The organism is Streptomyces sp. NPDC056296, from assembly GCF_042268605.1.
In the GTDB taxonomy this organism is placed as follows: Bacteria; Actinomycetota; Actinomycetes; order Streptomycetales; family Streptomycetaceae; genus Streptomyces.
Genome location: NZ_JBHJRX010000010.1, coordinates 127,479 through 146,039, shown reverse-complemented (window position 1 = coordinate 146,039; position 18,561 = coordinate 127,479). Strand labels below are relative to the sequence as shown.

The following is an 18,561-nucleotide window of genomic DNA, read 5'->3' as shown; positions in this document are numbered from 1 at the left end:
TGCATCAAGCTGCACTATGTCTGCCTGCCGTGTCGTTCAAGAAGCACCCCTGTCATGGACGTCGGCTCATCCCTCCCGCTCGGGGCGGGGCAGGCCACCGCCCGCCCCCGTGGTCGTTCCCGGGGCCGGGGCTTGAGTGGTGACGCGTGCCTGAGGGGCGTCGTGCTTCTGCGCCAGCAGGCCGTCAGGCCCAGACGACGGCGGGTTGCGGGGAGGTGCTGTCGCTGCGGATGGGTACGGGGCCGGCATGGCGGGTGTACCCGGGGCCGGTTGCGCCGAGGACGGTGTCGAGCCAGGTGGCGGCGTCGATGAGGGCGGGCAGGTCGATGCCGGTGTCGGAGCCGGTGAGGTGGAGCATGTGTACGGCGTCCTCGGTGCAGACCCCGCCCACGCGTGCCTGAGGTGCGGCGGGGTGGCCGCCTGAGCCGGCGAGGGCGCAGTCGATGGTGCCGACCTGGAGGCGGGCGAGTTCGGCCACGTCTGCCAGGCCCATGCCGCGGCTGTCGTGGATCTGGACGGTGAGGTTGTGGGGGCCGTCGGTCAGGGGGGCCACGGTCTGGATCATGTCGGTGATGTGCGGTGGCGCCGCGTAGCCGCAGGAGTCGGCGAGGATCCAGTCGTGTACGCCGATGTCGGTCAGCCGGTCGAGCAGGGGGCGGATGTCGTGCGGCCCGCGGGGCGGTCCGAGGGGCCCGCCGAAGGCTGCGATGAGGTAGGTGCCCAGGTGAGTGCCGCTGCCGTCGGCGATCTTCCGCAGGTCTGCGAGTACGGCCAGGGACTCTTCGATGGTGCGGCCGGTGTTCATGCGGGAGAAGTCCTCGTCGACCGACAGCAGGAACCAGGCCCGGTCCACACCCGCGTCGATGGCGCGGCGCAGACCGCCGGGTCCGGCGACGCAGGCTTCGAGGCTGACCTGCTCGGAGCGGGGAATGGCGGCGAAGACCTTCTCGGCGTCGGCGAGACCCGGAACGAGGCCGGGGTTGACGAAGGAGGAGACCTCGATGGCGGGAAGGCCGGCGGCGATGAGCCGTTCGACGAGCTCGATCTTCTGAGCCGTGGGAGTCGGGTGGGTCTGGAAGGCGAGGCGGGGGGCGATGTCACGGATGCGCACGGAAGCCATCAGTAGCTTTCCTCAAGGTGCGGGGGTGTCGGGACTGGACGGCGGAAATCAGATCTGGCGCGTGGGGGTGAGGCCGGCGGCGTGTGCGTCGAAGGTGTCTTCAGTCAGGCCGTCCTGGCGCAGGGTGACTTTGCGGATCTTGCCGGTGGGGGTCCGGGGCAGGCCGGTGGTGACCCGGTAATAGCGCGGCACCATGAAGCGGGGCAGGGCGGTGTCGCAGTGCCGGTACAAGGCGTGCAGGTCGAAGTTGTCGGGGTCGGCGACATCGATGACGGCCAGGACCTCGTCCTCGCCGAGTTCGGAGCGAACCGCGATGGCTGCGGCGTCCGAGATGCCGGGGAAGGTCAGCAGGGCGGCCTCCAGGTCGGCCGATGAGATGTTCTCCCCGCGGCGGCGCAGGGCGTCCTTCTTGCGGTCGACGAAGTGGAAGAAGCCGTCGTGGTCCTGGTAGCCGAGGTCGCCGGTGTGCCACCACAGGCCGGCCATGCCCTGCAGGGTGGCGGCCGGATCGTTGAGGTACTGGGTGAGCATGATGTCGGCCTGCTTCGGCCGGTAGACGATTTCGCCGACGGTGTCGGGCGGCAGAGGGGTGCCACGCTCGTCGTGGATCTCGATGAGGGAGGAGGCGGTCGGTTTGCCGAGGGAGCCGACCTTGCGGCCGTGGCGGGGGTTGTACATGACGTTCTTGATCTCGGTCTGGCCGTAGCCCTCGATGATGTGTACGCCGAAGCGCTCCTCGAAGGGGTAGAGGACTTCCGGTGGGGCCGGTGCGGCGAAGACCCGGGTGACGGCGTGCTCGCGGTCGGCAGTCGTGGGCGGTTGGGCGAGGAGGATGGGCAGGAGGGGGCCGAGGGCGTTGAACTGGGTGGCGCCGGTGGCGCGGATCTCGTCCCAGAAGCCGCTTGCAGAGAAGCGTGGTGACAGGACGAAGGTGGCGCCGGCGTAGATGGCGGCAAGTCCGGAGGCGACCGCGGCGGCGCCGTGGAACATCGGCAGGCAGGAGTAGACCCTGTCGCGAGGGGTCAGGTCGAAGGCCACGGCGGCCTCGCGGGCCATGGTCACGGCGGCGAGGTGAGGGCTGACGACGCCCTTGCTGTGACCGGTGGTGCCGGAGGTGTAGGCGATCGAGCAAGAGCTGGCCGGGCCCACTTCGGGAAGGATGACCGGGCTCTTGCCGAGGGCGAGCAGGTCTTGCCAGGACAGCAGGTGCAGTCCGGTGTCGGGGACGGTGTCGGGAATGCCGTCGAGGAAGATCACCGTGTTGACGGCCGACGGCCACTCCTCCACCGTCCACAGGGCGTCGGCCAGGGCGGCTTCGGTGACGACTGCCTTGGCGCTGCAGTGGGTCAGCTGCTGCTGGAGGAAGGCGCCCTTGTAGGCCGTGTTGACGGGAACCTGGAGCATGCCGGCGCGAGTGGTGCCGATCCAGCTGGTGAGGCATTCGGGGCGGTTGCTCAGGAAGGAGGCCGCCGCGTCGCCGGGCTGCAGGCCCAGGGCCAGCAGTCCCGCTGCGACCTCGGTGGCCTGCTGGTCGATGTCGCGGTAGGTGAAGCGCTGGTCCTCGAAGATCAGCGCCAGGTTGCCGGGGGCGGCCGCGGCCCGGGCGGCCAGCAGACCGCCGATGGTGCCGCCGCCCAGGTCACGCAGGTCGGATGTGCTGCTCACAGATTCCACCGTTCATGTACGGGTGCCACATAAAAGTAGAAGAGAACGGACTGAGGAGCCGGGTGCCGTCCGGTCTCACAGTTCACGCTTGACGCGGGCGGCGAAGTTCTCCAGTGCGGGCTCCCAGATGCCGTAGACGCCACCGGTGAGCAGGAAGGCATCGATGCCCAGGTCGCGGTAGGCGGCCAGTGCGCGCAGGACACGGTCGGGGGTGCCGACGAGGGCGGCGGAGTTGGCGAATCCGCCGAGCAGGCTGACCAGTCCGGTCCAGAAGCAGTCGTCGTGCACGTCGGTGCCGGTGTAGGCGAGCTGGCGTTCGCGGCCGGTGGAGGTGTCGGTGCTGGCGGAGCGGATGATCTGGCGGCTGCCGGTGGCGTCCTTGACGGCCTGTTCGGCGGCGCGGGCCTGGCGCCAGGCTTCCTCGTCGGTGTCGGCGACGAAGAGGCGCAGGGACAGGGAGAAGGATGGCTTGCGGCCGTGGGCAGTGGCGGCTCGGGTGACGCGTTCGACGCGTTCGCGTGTGCCTGCCAGTGGTTCCCCCCACAGCATGTACCGGTCGGCGTGGGTGGCGCCGAACTGCACGGCGTCGTCGCTGTCGCCGCCCATGAAGACGGGGATGTGGCCGCTTTCGGGGCGTAGGTCGTGGCGGACGCGTTCGGCGTCGAAGTAGGTGCCGTGGTGGTCGAAGGAGTCCTGTTCGCTCCAGGCCCGTTTCATCACGTCGAGGTATTCGATGGCCCGCTCGTAGCGGGCCGCCTTGGGCAGCCCGTCGCCTTCGCGGCGCAGGTCCTTGTCGGCGCCGCCGACCACGACGTTCACCGCCAGACGCCCGCCCGACAGGGCGTTGAGGGTGGAGAAGTACCGGGCGGCGGCTGTCGGTGCCATCACGCCGGGGCGGTGAGCGACGATCAGCGACAGTCGCTGGGTGGCGGCGAAGACGAAGGGGGCGGTGACCTGGTTGTGCGGCCAGGTGGAGGAGTAGCCGACCAGGACCGAGTCCACCGCCTTGGAGGACTCGAAGGTACGGGCGCGGGTGGCGAGATCGCTGAGATGTGACTCGCCGGGGTGGAGCGGGTTGTCGGTGGTGAAGATCTGCACCATGGGGCGCACTCCTGTTCTGGAAGGCGGTCAGACCGCGGGGGCGTCGAGGCGGCGGAACTGGCGCCGGTAGTACAGCAGCGGGTCGTCGCCGCTCGGGGCACGCACGGTGCGGGGGCGGCCGAGGACGATGTCGTGGTCGCCGGCCGGCACCACGCGGTCCACGTCGCAGGCCATCCAGCCGGCCGCCTCACGGATGACCGGGAGGCCGTCCTTCTCCTCCCAGTCGAGCCGGGCGAGCTTGTCGTCGCTCTTCGAAGCGCACTGCGTCGCCACGTGGTGCTGGGTGTGGTCGAGCAGATGAACCGCGAAACGGCCGCTGCGGCGCACGACCCCCAGCAGACGGGAGTCGATGCCCAGGGCAATCAGCACCAGCGGGGGGTCGAGCGAGAGGCTGCAGAACGCACTGACTGTAGTGGCGTGCGGGCGTCCTGCCCAGGAGGCGGTGACCACGGTTGCCGCGGCCGGAAGCCCCTGGAAGAAGTCACGGAACGCTTCGGGCAGAACCTCGGGAGGGTCGCCAACGACCTGGTTCATCAGCATGCTGTCAATTAAGCAGCATGCTGATGATCGTGTCAAGAGTGAGCCGCCCCACTAGTGAATATCAACAGCCTGCTGTTCTAATGCCAGCATGCTGGTAACTGAGTGGAGTGTGGTGACGTGATCCTCTCTCTGGGTCGGGCGACGACTCTGGCCCGTCAGGCGATGGTCGGCGTCGGCCACAGCGACGAAGAAGCGGCGGTCATCGCCGATCACCTGATCGACTGCGAACTGCGCGGCCTGGGCTTCGGCGGACTCTCCCGCGCGGTCTCCGTCATCGAGCGCATCCAGGCCACACCGACCACGCGCCAGGAGCTGCGTATCGAGCGCGAAAGTGCCGTCTCCGCGGCGATCGACGGCGGCGACCAGGTCGGGTATCTCGTTGCCCAGCGGGCCACCGACCTGGCGATCGCCAAGGCCCGGTCGGGCGGTCTCGCCGTGGTCGGGGCGCGCAACACCTGGTACACGGGAATGTTCTCGTACTACCTGGAGCAGGTGACCGAAGCCGGGTTCATCGGCATGGCCGCCGGCAGTGGCGCCCACATCGTTGCCCCGCACGGAGGCACCGAAGCACGTTTCGGGACCAACCCGCTCGCGTTCGGATTCCCCACCACCGGCACGCCGGTGATCTGGGACATCGGCACGTCCAGCGTGATGCTGGGCGAAGTGCTGGTTCGTCATCGCGAGGGCCGGCCCCTTGACGCGGGAACGGCTTTCGGCCCCGATGGACAGCCCACTCAGGATCCGGTCGCGGCACTCTTCGGCGGCGCGTTCACCGTCTGGGGCGGGCACAAGGGGTCCGGTCTGGCTCTGGTGGTTCAGTTGCTGGGCATGGCCTGCGGTGCCGCCGCCGCACCGCAGGGGGTGGCGGGCTGCGGCTTCATGCTGGTCGTCGTGGATCCGGGCCTGCTGACCGACGCCGACGACTTCCGGCAGAAGGCGGCGCAGTACGCCGACCACGTCCGTGCCACCCGGCCCGCCGACGAGGACCGGCCGGTGCGGGTCCCGTTCGACCGCTCAGCCGCCGAGCGTGACCGCCGGCGCCGTGACAGCACCGTGGAAATCTCCGAGGACACCTACGCAGCACTGATCAACGTGGCCTCGTCGGCCGCGGGAGGGCAGTCATGACCAGTCACGGGCATCCGGCGCGCGCCGTCAGCGATCGCATCAACCGGTTCGGCGTGTGGTGGGGCTCGTTCGACCAGACGCCCGCGGACCAGGTACGGTCTGCCGCCGTCCAGGTCGAGGAGCTCGGCTACGGCGCGATATGGATCGGCGAATCTCCCGGCGGCCGCGAAGCGTTCACCCACGCCGGACTCCTGCTGGCGGCCACGCGCCGCATCACGGTCGCCACCGGCATCGCCAACATCTGGCTGCGCGACCCCGCCGCCATGCGCGCCGCCGCCGCCACCCTCGCCGACGCCTACCCCCACCGCTTCCTCCTGGGCATCGGCGCCAGCCACGCGGTCGCCCTGGAACTCATCGGGCGCCCCTACGACAAGCCCCTGTCCGCAATGCGCACCTATCTCAAGACCATGGCCGACACCTGGTACGCCGGACCGCAGCCCGACGAACCCGTCCCCGTGGTCCTGGGTGCGCTGCGCTCGCGCATGCAGGGTCTCGCCCGCGACGAGACCGCGGGCATGCATTCGTTCTTCGTCACCCCCGAGCACACCGCCGCCGCCCGAGAGATTCTCGGCCCCGGACCCCTGCTCGCCCCCGAACAGGCCGTGCTCATCGAGTCCGACCCGACCGCCGCCCGGCGCAAGGCCCGCCGCCACGTCCAGTCACGGCTGGGACTGACTCATTACGTCAATCACTTGCTCGCGCTCGGCTTCACCGACGAGGACATGGCCGACGAGGGCAGCGATCGCCTGGTCGATGCCATGGTCGCCTGGGGCGACACAGAAGCCGTCGCCGCGCGCGTCCGCGCCCACCTGGATGCCGGCGCCGACCACGTCGCCGTCCATCCTCTCGGCGACCGCACCGACCCCGGCGGACTGCACCAGCTGCGAGAACTGGCTCCGGCACTCCTCCCGTCCGCTCGCGCCGACCTCCTAGGGTGAAGCCCATGCCTGACAGTTCTCGCGAAACAGCTACTCCCGACGGTGCCGCAGCGCCGGACCATCTGGACAGCACCAGCCTGATGATGGACGCCGTCTTCCGACTGGAACGGGCCGTGGTCCGCCTCCAGAACCAGCGCCTGCGGTCCTGGAACATGACCCTCTCCGGATACGCGGCCCTGCGCGTCCTGGCCGACCGCCCCGAACTCTCCCTCGCCCAACTGGCCCGACGCTGCCACGTGCGGCCACAGACCATGGCCCGCATCGTCGCCAACCTGGAAGAACGCGGGCTGATGGAGCGCAGCCCGCACCCGGAGAGCGAACGGGCCATCTCCCTCATGCTCACCCCCGAGGGGCAGACCACTCTCAGCGGAATGACCCAGGAAATCAGCAAGATCAGCGCCGATCTGGGTGACGTTCTGACCGACAAGCAAGCGGCCGAACTCAACAACACCCTCCGCGCTTGCGCGTCCACCCTCGAATCCCGGCTCCGCCACCTTTCCTGACCTAGGGGACCGCGCCGCCACAGCTCTCTGCGCCTACGCCGCCCTCGCCCCCGCCTCGCGGAAAGCGCACAGCGACCGTACCGGCGAAACCAGACCTGTCGGCCCGCCGAGCCCCGGATGCGAACACATCGCAGTTCCCGCGCGGCAGCATACCCAGCGGCTCATTTTGTCCCGTTAGGCCAATTGGCCCAATGGGACAAAACTGAGTGAGGCCGGAGACAAGATCACCTACTCGCTCGGACGACGGCGCCCATCAAGGAGCTGTACGGGCAACCATCTGACGCGCCAATGGGCACTCCCATCGACCCACAGGTCACCCACGTGGTGAGCAGCAGTGACGCGTCTTTCTGGTGCGTAGAAGGAGCCGTGACGAGGGTCCGTCGAGAAGACCATGTTGGGGTCCGTCATCATCCGGCCATCTCCTCGACTCGTCCCGTAGATCCCGTCGCTTCCCCCTGGGCCGCTGTAGGCCAGGCCGCGAGCTGGAACCGCGCCGGACGCTCCTCGTGCTTGCCGACGCGGCATTCGTCGCCCGCCTTGGCGAGCATCTTGATCATGCGGGTGAGGAAGCGGTTGTACTGCTCGTGCCAGGTCACGGACGAGCCCGCCTCCTTGTAGGCGTCCTGTCTGGCGAACGCGAGGGCCGCGATCTCGTATGCCAGGCCCTCGTGCTTCGCCCAGCAGGGCGGGATGACGTCCTGCGGCTGCCAGGCGTACCGCGCGTTCAGCCAGCGGCACACGGAGTCGAGCCACGCGGGCATTGGGTCGATCAACTCGGCGGACAGGGCACCGAGGTCCCAAGGGGAGGGACCGTCGGCGGCCATGGACTCTTGCGTGCTCCGCTCTGCGATGTACTCCAGGATCACGTCGGGCGGCTCGGGGAAGGGCTCGAAGTGGGTCAGGGTCTCGGTCATGCGGTAGCCGCTCCTTCGCGGCCGGCCCACGCCGCCGCGTGGGCCTTGGCCTGGTTCTTCTTCTCGGTGGCCTGCCGGATCCGCTCTGCTTCGTTGGCGGCTCGCAGGTCACGGACATGACCCTCGATCTCGGACCAGGAGTCCCAGGTCCACATGCCGTCGAGCCGGGTGACGATCGGCGGGAGGTTGTCCGCGAGGACCAGGGCGTGCCCCTCGGACAGGCCCCTGATCTCGTCTCCTCGAAGGACTGGTTCGAGCGACATGTGCGTGGCCGTCGAGTGGCCACCGCGGTCTCCGCCGGACGTGGTCTTCGTCGTGCGCTCTCGCTCGACCTGACCGCACAGGTCGGACATGTCCTTGAGGAAGTCGGGGTCCTTGTCCCCGGGCAGGACGATGACGTTGTTGGTGAAGGCCGCGAGTTCCTTGGCGGTGTCCTCGCCGAAGCGGGCACGGGCTGACGCCCATGCCTGGAGGCCGTAGACGACCGTGATTCCACGGCCCCGACCGTCGGCGACGCGTTGGCGGAGGGAGGGGATGGGCGCGATGTTCGGCGCCTCGTCCAGGGCCGCGAGGAGAGCGGGGTCGAGCAGCCCGGCCGGGGAGGCGAGGGCGTGCGCCTCGGCGAGGTCCAGGAGGTCTTCGGCTATCGCGGTGGTCAGGGGTGCGACGCTGTTCACCTCCGAGTCCTTGCCGAGGAGGTAGAGGGTGCCCCCGGCGTCGAGGAACGCGCCGAAGTCCGTGGGGTCCTCTCCTTCTCCCTGGAGGGCGTTGATCACCGACTGGTGCATGAAGGGTTCGAGAGCCGCATCGAGGGTTGAGGCGGTGTTCCCGACGGTGCGGCTGTCGCCCGTAGTGGCCGTGCGGAGCATGTCCGCCCAGCCGGGGCCGGCGCCCGGGTGAGCGTTGAGGATGCCGAGGGGCGCCGGGTCGGTCAGCTTGCGGGCCCACCGCAGCACCCAGCCGAGGGAGGCACCGTCCAGGGCGGCGGCGTGGAAGAACGCAGCGAGGATTTTGGAAGCCTGCCCCTTGTAGAAGGCGCTGCCCTCACTGGACTGTGCCGCGCTGTTGGAGGTGCGCGAGCCCGCGACGAAAGCCTTCCCGCGCATCATCGCCACCTCCGTGTCGGCTGCACCGCTGATCGGCGTCCACCGGAAGCGCGGGAGGCTTGGAGCGATGTTCTGCGGGTCGAAGACCGCGACGGGGCGGCCGTCCCGATGCCGCGCGTCGAGGGTCAGTTCGACCAGATCGGGCTTGGTCGAGGTGGCCAGGACCGGCCCGGCCCAGCGGCGGACGAGCGGGGCGAAGAACCTCATCGTTTTTCCGCTGCCCATCGGGCCGATGACCCGGCATGCCTTGTCGGCGCGGGACCAGAGATCGACGCCCTTCGGGCGTTGCGAGGTGCCCAGCGAGTAGCCGAAATCGTGAGGATCGAGGGGGTGGTGCATGACGTGCTCCGGAGCGAGGTAGGCGACGGGAGGGAAGGTCAGCGAGCGGCGGGGCGGTCCTTCGCGAAGCTCACCCCGGCTGCGCGGCTGCGGTGGCCGTCGTCGCTGCTGAGGGAGGGTCTGATTTCGGTGGCCTTCATGACCGCTTTGGCCGACATCTGGCGCTTGAGCTGTCCCTTGCTCGCGAATCCGGCGTTGCGCCGTCCGCGGTTCAGCAGGAACCAGAGCGTCACCAGGGCCAGCGCCAGCACGGCCGTCACGGCGTACAGGGCCAGCGAGATTCCGCCGGGCATGATGTCCATTACTCGGCCCTCCGGGCGACGCGGGCCGCCAGGTAGCGCATCCGCCGGCCGCACAGCCGCGACATCGAAGCGTCGGGCCCGGCACAGCGCGGGGGCGCGGTGTGGAAGGCGCTGTGCAGATCTTCGGCGGCTCGCCAGATGTGGGCGACGGCCGTACGTACGCGTCCTCCGGCGGCGGAGTAGTCGCCGTGGTCCAGGACGAGAGCCAGTTCCTTCGTGCGCCGAGCGAGGTCGAGAGCTTCGGCGTGCAGCTGGTCGATGTCCTGTCGCACCGCGTGTTCGTCGGCAGGGAGTGTGGTGTGGTCGGTGGTGAGGGTCATGGAGGGGGCTCGTTCCGAATCTGCGTGGAAGGGGTCGGCGGCGGAGAGATGGCGGTACGCGCTCACGCGGCGTCCGGCGAGGCAGTGGTCAGGTCGGTCATCGAGCCGGAGGAGAAGCACAGATGCTGCTCGGCCTCGACCAGGAGGTGTTGGACGCCGGGGTAGATCACTTCGCCGACCTTCCACAGGGCAATCCCGCGACGCAGGCGCATGATGTGCTCGGCCGTCCAGGACGGCAGCCCCAGCCGGGCCACCGTCGCTTCCGCCTCGGCCTTCTTCTGGCTGTAGATCACGATGGTGTCGGCCATCTTCAGCGCGGCTTGGGTCTCCGGGCTGTCGTCGATGTCCGACAGGTGATGGACGATGAAGATGCAGGACAGGCCGTATCCCCGCGCGAACTTGAGGAACTTCTCCAGCAGACTGGCCAGCTGAGGTGTTCCGAGGATGTGCCAGGCTTCCTCGCAGACGAGAATGCGCTTGCGCTGGGTGTAGCGGCGGCAGCCGGTGTTCGGGTTCGGCCCCAGCTCCCAGGCTCCGGAGTTCGCGTCGACCACGATGCGGTCGTGCTGTCCCGGTTCCGTCCCGCACTCGCACAGCGGGCGCAGCCAGACCTCTTCGAGGAAGACCGAGATCACGGCGACGAGGATGGTCATGGCCACGCCGCCGGAGGGGACCTTGGTCAGGTCGAAGACGATCATGTCGGCGTCGAGATCCTCGCCCAGGCTGGTCGGGCCGTCGAGCATGCCCGTCAGGTCGCCGGTCGCGTCCTGCTCACTGCCGCATAGCCGGTCCAGGACGTAGGACGCCTCCAGGCCGTCACCGAGAAGTTCGTCCCGCGTGCGCTGCTTGGCCGTCGCGTCGGACTCCTCCGGGGAGCGCAGCGCGGCAGCGACGTCGGCCAGGACCGGGGTACGGCCGAAATCGCCCGCCCTCTGGTGGGCCCTGCGGATCGCGATCCGCAGGGCCGAGCCGGCGAACTCGCCCAACGGCTTGCCGAGCCCGAGTTCAACGATCGTGCGGACCAGTTCGACTTGCCGCTTGCCCGCAATGGCAGGGTCCATCGGGTTGATGCACGAGGAGTCACGGCCGCCGCCCGGGGCGAACCGGACCGGGGCCTTGCCGGTCAGCGACCGGCCGAGCGCGGCCCACTCGCCTTCCTCGCGTTCCTTCTGCTCCTTGGTGTCGAGGACGACGACCTGACGGCCGAGGCGGATCTGCCGGGCGGCGTAGGTCTTGGTCAGGGCCGACTTTCCCCGGCCGGTGTCGCCCATGACGATCATGTTGCCGCCGGGCAGACCGTCACCGAAGGCGCTGAAAGGGCAGTAGATGAACGCCTTACCGGAGTAGAGCTCCCGGCCGATGATCGCGCCCGCCGTGCCGAGGGTCGGCGGTGCGATGGGCAGGTACAGGGCCTGGCTGGTGGTCGTCTCGGTGTAGAGGGGACGGCGCACCGTCTCGTACATCGGCGACAGCGGAGCGAGGTCGAGCAGGTCTGTCACTTGATGCCTCCGGCGAGGGGAAGGGTCGTGGCGAAGGCGCGGGCGTGTTCGAGATCGAGCCATTCGATACGCAGGTGCGCGTTGCGGGCGCGGGAGGCGGTGGTGCGCTTCGTGCGCTCCAACTCATCGGCGCTGCGCGAGGAGATGGTGACGTAGCCGACGACGGCGGAGCCGGCCGCGCCGGAGGAGGCCAGGGTCATGCCGCGTGATCCGGTGGCGCTGGCGGCGATCTGGTCGCGCGGGTCGATGTTCTTGCCGCGCTTACGATCGCGGTCCATCTCGGCCTGGTTGTTCGTGTCCTCCGCGAGCATCCGCTCCACGGCCTTGTCGTTGGGTTCGAGCTGCTGTGTGATCGAGATGGTGCGGATGACGTCGGGCATCCCGATCAGCAGGGGTGAGAGGAAGTCGGGGCCGACGGGGGTGGTGGGCCATCCGACGACGGCGGCCGTGGCGTGGTACCAGCTCTCGGTGGAGCCTGCCGCACGGGTGGCGACGTGGGCGCCGTCGCGGACGTCGACGTTGCGGGGGAAGGCGTGCGCCTGTCGAAGGTCGGTGTCCCAGATGGCGTGGTCCGGGTCGTAGGAGTTCCGGATGAACGCGGTCATCCCGCCTTCGTCCAGGGGCGCGATCACCGAGAGGTCGGCGTCCTCCGCGCGGGACCACAGCTCATCCAGGTACGCGGCCATCGCGGCGGCGATCCCCTCGTCACCGGTTCCGCGGGCGGCGCCCTCGGCCGCCAGGTCGCGGGTGAACTTCGCGTGGATGGTGATGTAGTAGCGGTGTTCCTCCGCGCTGGTGGACACGGCGTCCGCCAGCACGTCGTACGAGTCCTTCAGCCACTGGGGCGCGTCCAACGTCGCGGCCGACTCGTCGCGCTGGGCGATGAACCGCTGGTGGGCGTACGGGTCCGACTTCATCTGCCGGGCGAGGACCTGAATCCGCTTCACCGGGTGCTCTTCAACGTTGCCGAAGGCGTCGAGGAGTTCGCCCCAGCGCTCCAAGGCGACGACCTGCTCACCGACCTCCTTGCCGCCGAGGCCGGGCGAGGCGATCTCCAGCGTGGCCGTGACGCACCCAGCCTCCGGCTGGAGGACCACGACGGCCTGCTGCCCGCGGACCACGACCGGCACCCACGTCATGCCCGTAACGCCCTCCGGCTCCACCAGGGCCGCGTCCGGCGGCGTACCGTTTGCGCGCACGCCGGCCTCAACAGCCGGGGACACCCACACACCGTCCGTGCGACGGAGCGACTTGCGGTGGTACCGGTTGATCCGCCACCAGCGATAGATGGTGCGACGCTGCGACGTGCCCTTCGGCCGGTACGGCGCGTACACGATGACCACGGCGAGCAGGATCGGCAGGACCAGGCACGTCGCGGCGATGGCCGTCACGCCGTTGAAGAGGTAGCCGAACAGGATGCCGGTGACGGCGCCTCCACCAAGGACGACCTGTTCGCCGAGGTCGCGGCGGCCCACCAACCCGGTCGGGCGGTGCTTTCCGAACTGATACGTGCGAGTCGACATGGGGGTCACTGATCCTTGCTGGGGTTCGGTCGTCCGGGTGCCTGGCCGCCCGAGGGCCGCGACGGCGGCGGGGGCGTGATGGAGGGTCCGGAGCCCGAGGTGGTTCCTGATGCGGAGGAGGGAGAGGTGGGCGGCGTGAGGCCAGAGGCCCCCGGGCCGGGCAACGGCGGCGAGGGCGGCTGAGCAGCGCTCGGCGCACCGTTGGCTCCCGGTGGGCGTCCGGCCGACGCGTGGCCACCGGCCGAGGACCAGTCCGGAGGCGAGCTGAGGACCGGGTCGGAGGTCGCTCCCTGGGCACGCGCGGCGGCCGGTGCACCGGACGTACCCGGGTTGTCGTCGCCGCCCTGCTGGCCTTCGGGCTGTTCGGACTTGCCGCCGCCTGTGGCGTCGGTGCCCTGCGCGCCCGGCGAACTGGTGGCCTTGTTCTTCGCCACGTCGACGCCGGCCTTGGCAACGGCGGCCCCGGCCGCGACCGGCCCGGCCACAGCCGTTCCGCCGCCCATCTTGACGCCAGCGGTCTTGGCACCAGCGGTCTTGGAGCCGCCGACCAAGGAGTCCTGCACACGAGCGCCCATCGCCCGGTTGGCGTGCTGGCCAGGGCCGTCGATCGCGGCGGCCGGGCCGGAGGACTGAGCATTCCTCCGGTCGTGGTGGAGACTGGCCATCTCATCGCCGAAGGCCGGCACCCACTTATAGAGGGTGGCGGACGCGAAGACGGCGAGGAGGAGAATCAGCGCGGCGACCAACGTCTTGGAGACCGCATCGGACATGCTGCCCGAGGTGTCGCTGAGAATCGCACCGCCGAGGCCCAGCAGGGCGAACAACACCGGCTTCGACAAGCCGATGGCGAAGATGGCGCCGAACCACTTCTTGCTCTTGTTCCACAGGTCGCGGTCGACCAGCCCGGCGTTGACGAGGGGCCCGAGCGCGACGGCCACGTAGATGGCCGCGCTGCGGATCAGTAGCTCGATCCACATCAGCAGGGCGCCGCACATCATGATGAGGTTGACGACCAGCAGCTGGCCCACGCCTTCGGTGGGGTTGGCTGCCATGACCTTGAGGATGTTCTCCAGGAAGGGTTTGAAGTTGCTCGCCGCGTAGGGCTCGAAGATGGCCGTGACTTCGTCAATGGACCTCATCAGCAGCGCGATTGCGCCCGGTGTCATGGCGTTGACTACGAACTGAAGGAACAGGAAGCCGATCGCCTCGGACACGGCGGTGGTCACGGCGACTCCGCGGACCGCCCGCTTGGCCACGGCGATCAGCCAGAGAGCCACGGTGAGCAGGCTGGAGGCCGCGAAGATGATCGCGTACTGCTTCAGGAAGCCGGGGCTCGTGAGGTCGATTTTCGTGGTGTTCTGGATCAGCTCGAGCATCTTGCGCAGGAACCAGATGTTCGCCTCGGTGAGCTTCTGGAGCAGGAACCCCAGCGGGTCCTTGGCAAAGTCGATGGCCGCCTTCGCCTCGCAGACCAGCGGGATGTAGCAGAAGGGGTTGGCTACCGCCGAGGGAACGAATATGAACCCGATGATCACGTTGACCATGGCTACCGCCTGGAGGCGGCGGCGCCAGCGACCCGTGGTTCCCTGCTCGATGGTTAGCAGGCCGGGGGCATCGTCACGCAGTCGCAGGCGCATTGCTGGCACCCCCCAGGTCCGCGAAGCTGTCGGTTGGGTCCGCCTCCTGCATTGCCGGCGGCGACGGTACGAGCGGGTCGGAAGGCGTGACGGCCGTCGTCCGCCAAGTGCCGTCCTCCCACACCAGATCCACGGTCATGCGCAGGTAGGCGACCTGCGGGTGCTGCGTCTCGTCCTTCCCGGCGACGCCGCCCACCGACGCGGTCCACAGCTCGATGCTCGCGGCCTGGTCGGAGTACGAGATCGAGCGGGTGGCGAGCGCCGAGGTCCGCGTGATCAGTTCACTTCCGTCGGCGGTCGTCCCGTCGGCACCGACACCGCGGTTTTCCATGACCAGGTGAGCCGTCGAATCGCTGTCGGAAGTGACGGAGTGCAGCACGCTGGACGCAGCGGTGGCCGCCAGCATCCGGTGCCGCCAGTCTTCATCGGTGAAGAACCGGGGATCGCCGTAGAGCATGGTGGCGCTGACCGCAGCGGCGCGAGCGCCATGCTCGCTGTGTCCGTACGGGGCGGGGAAGCCGCTCTGGTCCTCGGCACCGCTCACCACGGGGTCTTCTGCAGCGTCCGGAACGTAGCCGGAGAAGTCGCCCGGCACGTTGGACGCCTGCCGCACGTCGATCGGAGCGACTGGCCCCTTCGAGGCCGCAATGTCCTTCAGCTTCCAGTCGTTCGACTCCCAGGTGAGCGTGACCGTCACCGACTGGAAGCCCGCCTTCGGCGACGCGTGCCCGGCCGCGCTGCCGCGAACCGTCGTCGTCCACAACCGCACCATCGCGCGGTGGGCGTCGAAGCCCAGGACATGAGCGGAGAGGACGCCGGTACGGGCGATGGTCTTCTTAGCGGAGACCTTGGAGGTGTCCCCCCGCAGGGAGCCGACCGCGTCACCGGCCCTGTGGTCGGCCTTCTTTACCGCCGCTCCGGCCGTGCCCTTGGCCGCCATGACGGCCACCGCGCGGTGCCGAGCGTCCGTGTCAGTAAGGAACCGCGAACTTCCCGCAACAGTCGTGTAGTTGGCCGCCGCTGCCTTGGCGCCGGAGCGAGTGTGCGGGTAGCCGATGGGGACGCCGTGTAGCTCGCGCACACCTTCGCCGCTCGCTCGCGGAGCCGAGTGAGCGGGTGCGGGCACGGAGGGAGTCGTGGACGGAGGGGTACCGGTCGCCATGCTGACGACCACACCGGCCGCGGTGACCACCGCCGCACCGCCGGCGGCGATGCCCCAGAGCTGTACGGACGGGCGGCGCGCTCCGCTAGCCTTCGAGGAGGAAACGTTCCTCCGGGATCGAGAAGCCATAGGTCACACACCCATGCCGTACGTGATGGCGAAGATGGTGCCGAAGCTGGCCACGAGGAAGACGCAGGTCAGGCCGCCGACCATCATTCCCTTGCCGCGCGAGCTGTCCATCGTGGAGTGGCCCTCACCGAACCACCCCTTGCTCTTGCCGACACCGGCCAGGAACGCGCCGGCCCCAACGACGAGGACGACGGCCGCGATGACGCCGAGGATCACCTTCGCCGTGGTGCCGAGCTTCCCGAAGGGGCCCCAGTCCGGCTTCACGCCGGACACGACGTCGGCTCCAGCGGCGAAGGCGGTGTGCAGGGAGGGATCAGCAGCGGCAGACAGAAAGTTATGCATTTACAGCCCCTTGGTGATGGAAGGGATAAATTTGGAGGCTTTTAGCGTGATTAGCCGACGTGCCGCATCGCGATGATCTGCGGTTTCCAGTACGAGAGCCGCTTGATCCGCACCTGAGCCCCGGTGCGCGGGGCGTCGATGACTTGGCCGTCGCCGATGTACATGCCGACGTGCTCAGGTCCGGCGCTGCCGGGGACGCTGAACAGCAGGTCGCCCGGGGAGAGCTGCGAAACGCTTTTGACGGCGGTTCCGGCGTGGACCTGGTCGTACGTAACTCTGGGGAGGTTCACGCCCGCCGCGGCCCACGCCATCTTGGTGAGCGAGGAGCAGTCGCAGCCGCCCACACCCTCGTACGGCATGACGCAGCTGCCGCCCCACCGGTACCAAGTGCCCAGCGCCGTGTTCGCAGCGGAGATCGCGCGAGCGGCACCCTTTCCGGCCGGAGCATCCGGCCGGACGGCGTCAGCCCATTTCGAGGCCAGAGCACGGATGTTCCGCACGTAGTCGCGCGTCTCGGGATACGGAGGGATGCCCCCGTACTTGATCACCGCGCCGCCGCCCGCGTTGTAGGCCGCGAGCATGTTCTCCGTGGAGTCACCGGGCACGCGCTTGACCTCTTTGGCCAACGTGCAGTCGTACGCAGCCTGTGCGGCGATGGCGTCGGCCGGGTTCCGGATGTCCTTGACCCCGTCCCCATCACCGTCCTTGCCGTGCTGAGCCCAGGTCGCCGGCATGAACTGTGCGATACCGAGAGCGCCGACGGGAGACTTCGCGCCGGAGTCGAACTTGGACTCGGTGTAGAGCTGGGCTGCCAGGAGAGAAGCCGTGAGCTGCGGACACTCGCTCGCGTGCTTGTTGATGAGTTCACGGACCCATCCGGGGACAGGCGCGTCCGTGGTGATGCCGCCGCCGGGGCCGGTCTCTTGTGCCGAGGCGCTGTCGGCTCCGCCGAACGTGGTCAGCAGGGCGACACCCGAGATGAGCCCGGCCGTGACGAGCCCCAGGCCAGCTTGTGTGCCCTTATTCATCGCGGCCCCGTCAAGCCCACGGCAGGGCGGTGACGCGCCAGCCCTCGGAGGTGTGCTCTAGGCGGAGAGCGAGCTGTTCACTACTGCGGCGCGCATGCCCGGACTGCGGGGTCGTCGTCAGGGTGTAGCCCACTCGAACGAGGGCGGAGGACGGCGTCACGGCTGGTGCACCGTCGGGGACCACGACCGAAGTGATCTTGGCTGTCTGGCGCGCTTTCTCAGCCCGCAGCGCGGCCCAGGGGGCGTCCTGGCCTGGCCGCTTCTGGCCCAGGATGCCCACCAGGTCGCCCGTCGCGAGCCGAGCCGCCCGAGCGCCGGCGTCGGCGTAGGAGTCGTCCCGGTCGTCGCGTGCATCGTGCTCGGCGTAGGCAGTCGTGAACGCCCGGGCCGTGTGCTCAACGTTCTTCGGCAGCACGGTGTGCGGCGCATGAGCATCGCTTGTCGCACTTGGCACGCTCGTCTCGGTGATGCCTGCCGAGACGGAGTGCGGCTTCCCGGTCGCGGCCTGGGACTGGCCAACGGTTGAGCTGGAGCAGCCGGTAGACAGAGCGGCAACGGAAGTCGCTACACCTATTACCGTTGATATGGGTATGAACCGGTTGCAACAAGGCATGCGGGAACCACAATCTTGCACAGGGGGTGGGAGAGGTCAGACGGAGAACGTGTGGGCCGCACTGCACTTGACGGGGCGTGCGTTGCCCTTCACCACGCAGGCCCTGATCTTGTGCGTGCCCTGGAAAAGGGTTGGCGTCCGCCAAGAGCAGTTTCCGTTGTTGTAGGAGTCCGTGACGGTGGTGAGCAAGCGGCCATCGTTCGCCAGGATCTGGACCGCTGCCTTGTAGCCGTCCGTCTTGATGTCACATGCGGTGACGCGGTCGTTGACGTGGTTGTAGTAGCCCTCGGCGCCGCCGCCGCTGGAGACCCACCAGCCGGAGCTCGCGGACGCTGTTGCGGTGGAGAGCGCGGTGGCAGCAAGTGCGCCTCCCACGGCAATGGGCAGGGTGCGCTTGAAGAAGCCGGATGCCAACACGGAGTTTTTCCTTACGAAGATTGGGTTCATGGGTGATCGAGCTGCCGCCGCTGGGGTCGCGAGCGGGCACCCGCCAGTCGAGGGCAGCGAGCAGCGGCGTCGGTGACTCGGAAGGCCCGCAAGGGGAGTTCGTGGGGGCCGGGGGGTTGGGGGGGGGGGGTGGCGTGGGGGAGGGGGGGAGCAAAAACACCCCCCCCGCAAAAAAAAAGAAAACAACCCCCCCCCACCCCCCCCCCCC

General features: G+C 69.0%; 19 protein-coding genes. 3 read left to right on the top strand and 16 right to left on the bottom strand.

Translation table 11 applies throughout. The features are described from left to right. Positions 1-184 precede the first annotated feature (184 nt). The 4 genes from ACFCZF_RS09910 to ACFCZF_RS09895 form a co-directional block, all read right to left on the bottom strand. Complete coding sequence (locus ACFCZF_RS09910) at positions 185-1,120, bottom strand: pyruvate carboxyltransferase (RefSeq protein ID WP_376671234.1); 936 nt, start codon at positions 1,118-1,120, stop codon at positions 185-187. A 48-nt stretch (positions 1,121-1,168) separates the two neighbouring features. Continuing rightward, the gene (locus ACFCZF_RS09905) at positions 1,169-2,785 is read right to left on the bottom strand and encodes an AMP-binding protein (protein WP_376671233.1); all 1,617 of its coding nucleotides are present in this window, start codon (positions 2,783-2,785) and stop codon (positions 1,169-1,171) included. A gap of 75 nt (positions 2,786-2,860) precedes the next feature. Beyond that, the gene (locus ACFCZF_RS09900; protein WP_375907484.1) at positions 2,861-3,886 is read right to left on the bottom strand and encodes an LLM class flavin-dependent oxidoreductase; all 1,026 of its coding nucleotides are present in this window, start codon (positions 3,884-3,886) and stop codon (positions 2,861-2,863) included. A 27-nt stretch (positions 3,887-3,913) separates the two neighbouring features. Continuing rightward, positions 3,914-4,420, bottom strand: a complete 507-nt coding sequence (locus ACFCZF_RS09895; RefSeq protein ID WP_375907481.1) for a flavin reductase family protein — start codon at positions 4,418-4,420, stop codon at positions 3,914-3,916. Positions 4,421-4,543: 123 nt separating this feature from the next. On the opposite strand from ACFCZF_RS09895, the gene ACFCZF_RS09890 reads away from it, so the two are divergent. Genes ACFCZF_RS09890 through ACFCZF_RS09880 form a run of 3 tightly spaced genes read left to right on the top strand, consistent with a single transcriptional unit; the run spans position 4,544 to position 6,992 of the window. Further along, complete coding sequence (locus tag ACFCZF_RS09890) at positions 4,544-5,551, top strand: Ldh family oxidoreductase (RefSeq protein WP_376671232.1); 1,008 nt, start codon at positions 4,544-4,546, stop codon at positions 5,549-5,551. After that, entirely contained in the window at positions 5,548-6,489 is a 942-nt protein-coding gene (locus tag ACFCZF_RS09885; protein WP_376671231.1) for a TIGR03620 family F420-dependent LLM class oxidoreductase, read from the top strand. Before ACFCZF_RS09890 ends, ACFCZF_RS09885 begins: the two co-directional genes overlap by 4 nt. 5 nt (positions 6,490-6,494) lie before the next feature. Further along, on the top strand, positions 6,495-6,992 hold the full coding sequence (locus tag ACFCZF_RS09880; protein WP_376671230.1) for a MarR family winged helix-turn-helix transcriptional regulator: 498 nt from the start codon (positions 6,495-6,497) through the stop codon (positions 6,990-6,992). A gap of 407 nt (positions 6,993-7,399) precedes the next feature. Here the strand turns inward: ACFCZF_RS09880 and ACFCZF_RS09875 are convergent, their stop codons facing one another. The 12 genes from ACFCZF_RS09875 to ACFCZF_RS09820 all read right to left on the bottom strand — a co-directional run bounded on the left by ACFCZF_RS09875 (position 7,400) and on the right by ACFCZF_RS09820 (position 18,323). Then, entirely contained in the window at positions 7,400-7,906 is a 507-nt protein-coding gene (locus ACFCZF_RS09875) for a hypothetical protein (protein ID WP_376671229.1), read from the bottom strand. After that, on the bottom strand, positions 7,903-9,351 hold the full coding sequence (locus tag ACFCZF_RS09870) for a type IV secretory system conjugative DNA transfer family protein (protein WP_376671228.1): 1,449 nt from the start codon (positions 9,349-9,351) through the stop codon (positions 7,903-7,905). The genes ACFCZF_RS09875 and ACFCZF_RS09870 overlap by 4 nt, the downstream gene beginning before the upstream one ends. A 38-nt stretch (positions 9,352-9,389) precedes the next feature. Beyond that, complete coding sequence (locus ACFCZF_RS09865) at positions 9,390-9,653, bottom strand: hypothetical protein (protein ID WP_376671227.1); 264 nt, start codon at positions 9,651-9,653, stop codon at positions 9,390-9,392. Next, on the bottom strand, positions 9,653-9,973 hold the full coding sequence (locus ACFCZF_RS09860; RefSeq protein ID WP_376671226.1) for a DUF6238 family protein: 321 nt from the start codon (positions 9,971-9,973) through the stop codon (positions 9,653-9,655). Before ACFCZF_RS09860 ends, ACFCZF_RS09865 begins: the two co-directional genes overlap by 1 nt. Positions 9,974-10,035: 62 nt before the next feature. Next, positions 10,036-11,472: an ATP/GTP-binding protein gene (locus ACFCZF_RS09855; RefSeq protein ID WP_376671225.1), complete on the bottom strand. Its 1,437-nt coding sequence runs from the start codon at positions 11,470-11,472 to the stop codon at positions 10,036-10,038. Then, positions 11,469-12,995: an SCO6880 family protein gene (locus ACFCZF_RS09850; RefSeq protein WP_376671224.1), complete on the bottom strand. Its 1,527-nt coding sequence runs from the start codon at positions 12,993-12,995 to the stop codon at positions 11,469-11,471. Before ACFCZF_RS09850 ends, ACFCZF_RS09855 begins: the two co-directional genes overlap by 4 nt. Before the next feature lie 5 nt (positions 12,996-13,000). Beyond that, entirely contained in the window at positions 13,001-14,632 is a 1,632-nt protein-coding gene (locus ACFCZF_RS09845) for a hypothetical protein (protein ID WP_376671223.1), read from the bottom strand. Next, positions 14,613-15,572, bottom strand: coding sequence for a hypothetical protein (locus tag ACFCZF_RS09840; RefSeq protein ID WP_376671222.1), 960 nt, complete (start codon positions 15,570-15,572; stop codon positions 14,613-14,615). Before ACFCZF_RS09840 ends, ACFCZF_RS09845 begins: the two co-directional genes overlap by 20 nt. Before the next feature lie 354 nt (positions 15,573-15,926). Then, on the bottom strand, positions 15,927-16,265 hold the full coding sequence (locus ACFCZF_RS09835) for a hypothetical protein (protein WP_376671221.1): 339 nt from the start codon (positions 16,263-16,265) through the stop codon (positions 15,927-15,929). Positions 16,266-16,315: 50 nt separating this feature from the next. Then, on the bottom strand, positions 16,316-17,293 hold the full coding sequence (locus ACFCZF_RS09830) for an NlpC/P60 family protein (RefSeq protein WP_376671220.1): 978 nt from the start codon (positions 17,291-17,293) through the stop codon (positions 16,316-16,318). Positions 17,294-17,303: 10 nt separating this feature from the next. Then, on the bottom strand, positions 17,304-17,747 hold the full coding sequence (locus ACFCZF_RS09825) for a hypothetical protein (RefSeq protein WP_376671219.1): 444 nt from the start codon (positions 17,745-17,747) through the stop codon (positions 17,304-17,306). A 195-nt stretch (positions 17,748-17,942) separates the two neighbouring features. After that, positions 17,943-18,323: a hypothetical protein gene (locus tag ACFCZF_RS09820; protein ID WP_376671218.1), complete on the bottom strand. Its 381-nt coding sequence runs from the start codon at positions 18,321-18,323 to the stop codon at positions 17,943-17,945. Positions 18,324-18,561: the final 238 nt, after the last annotated feature.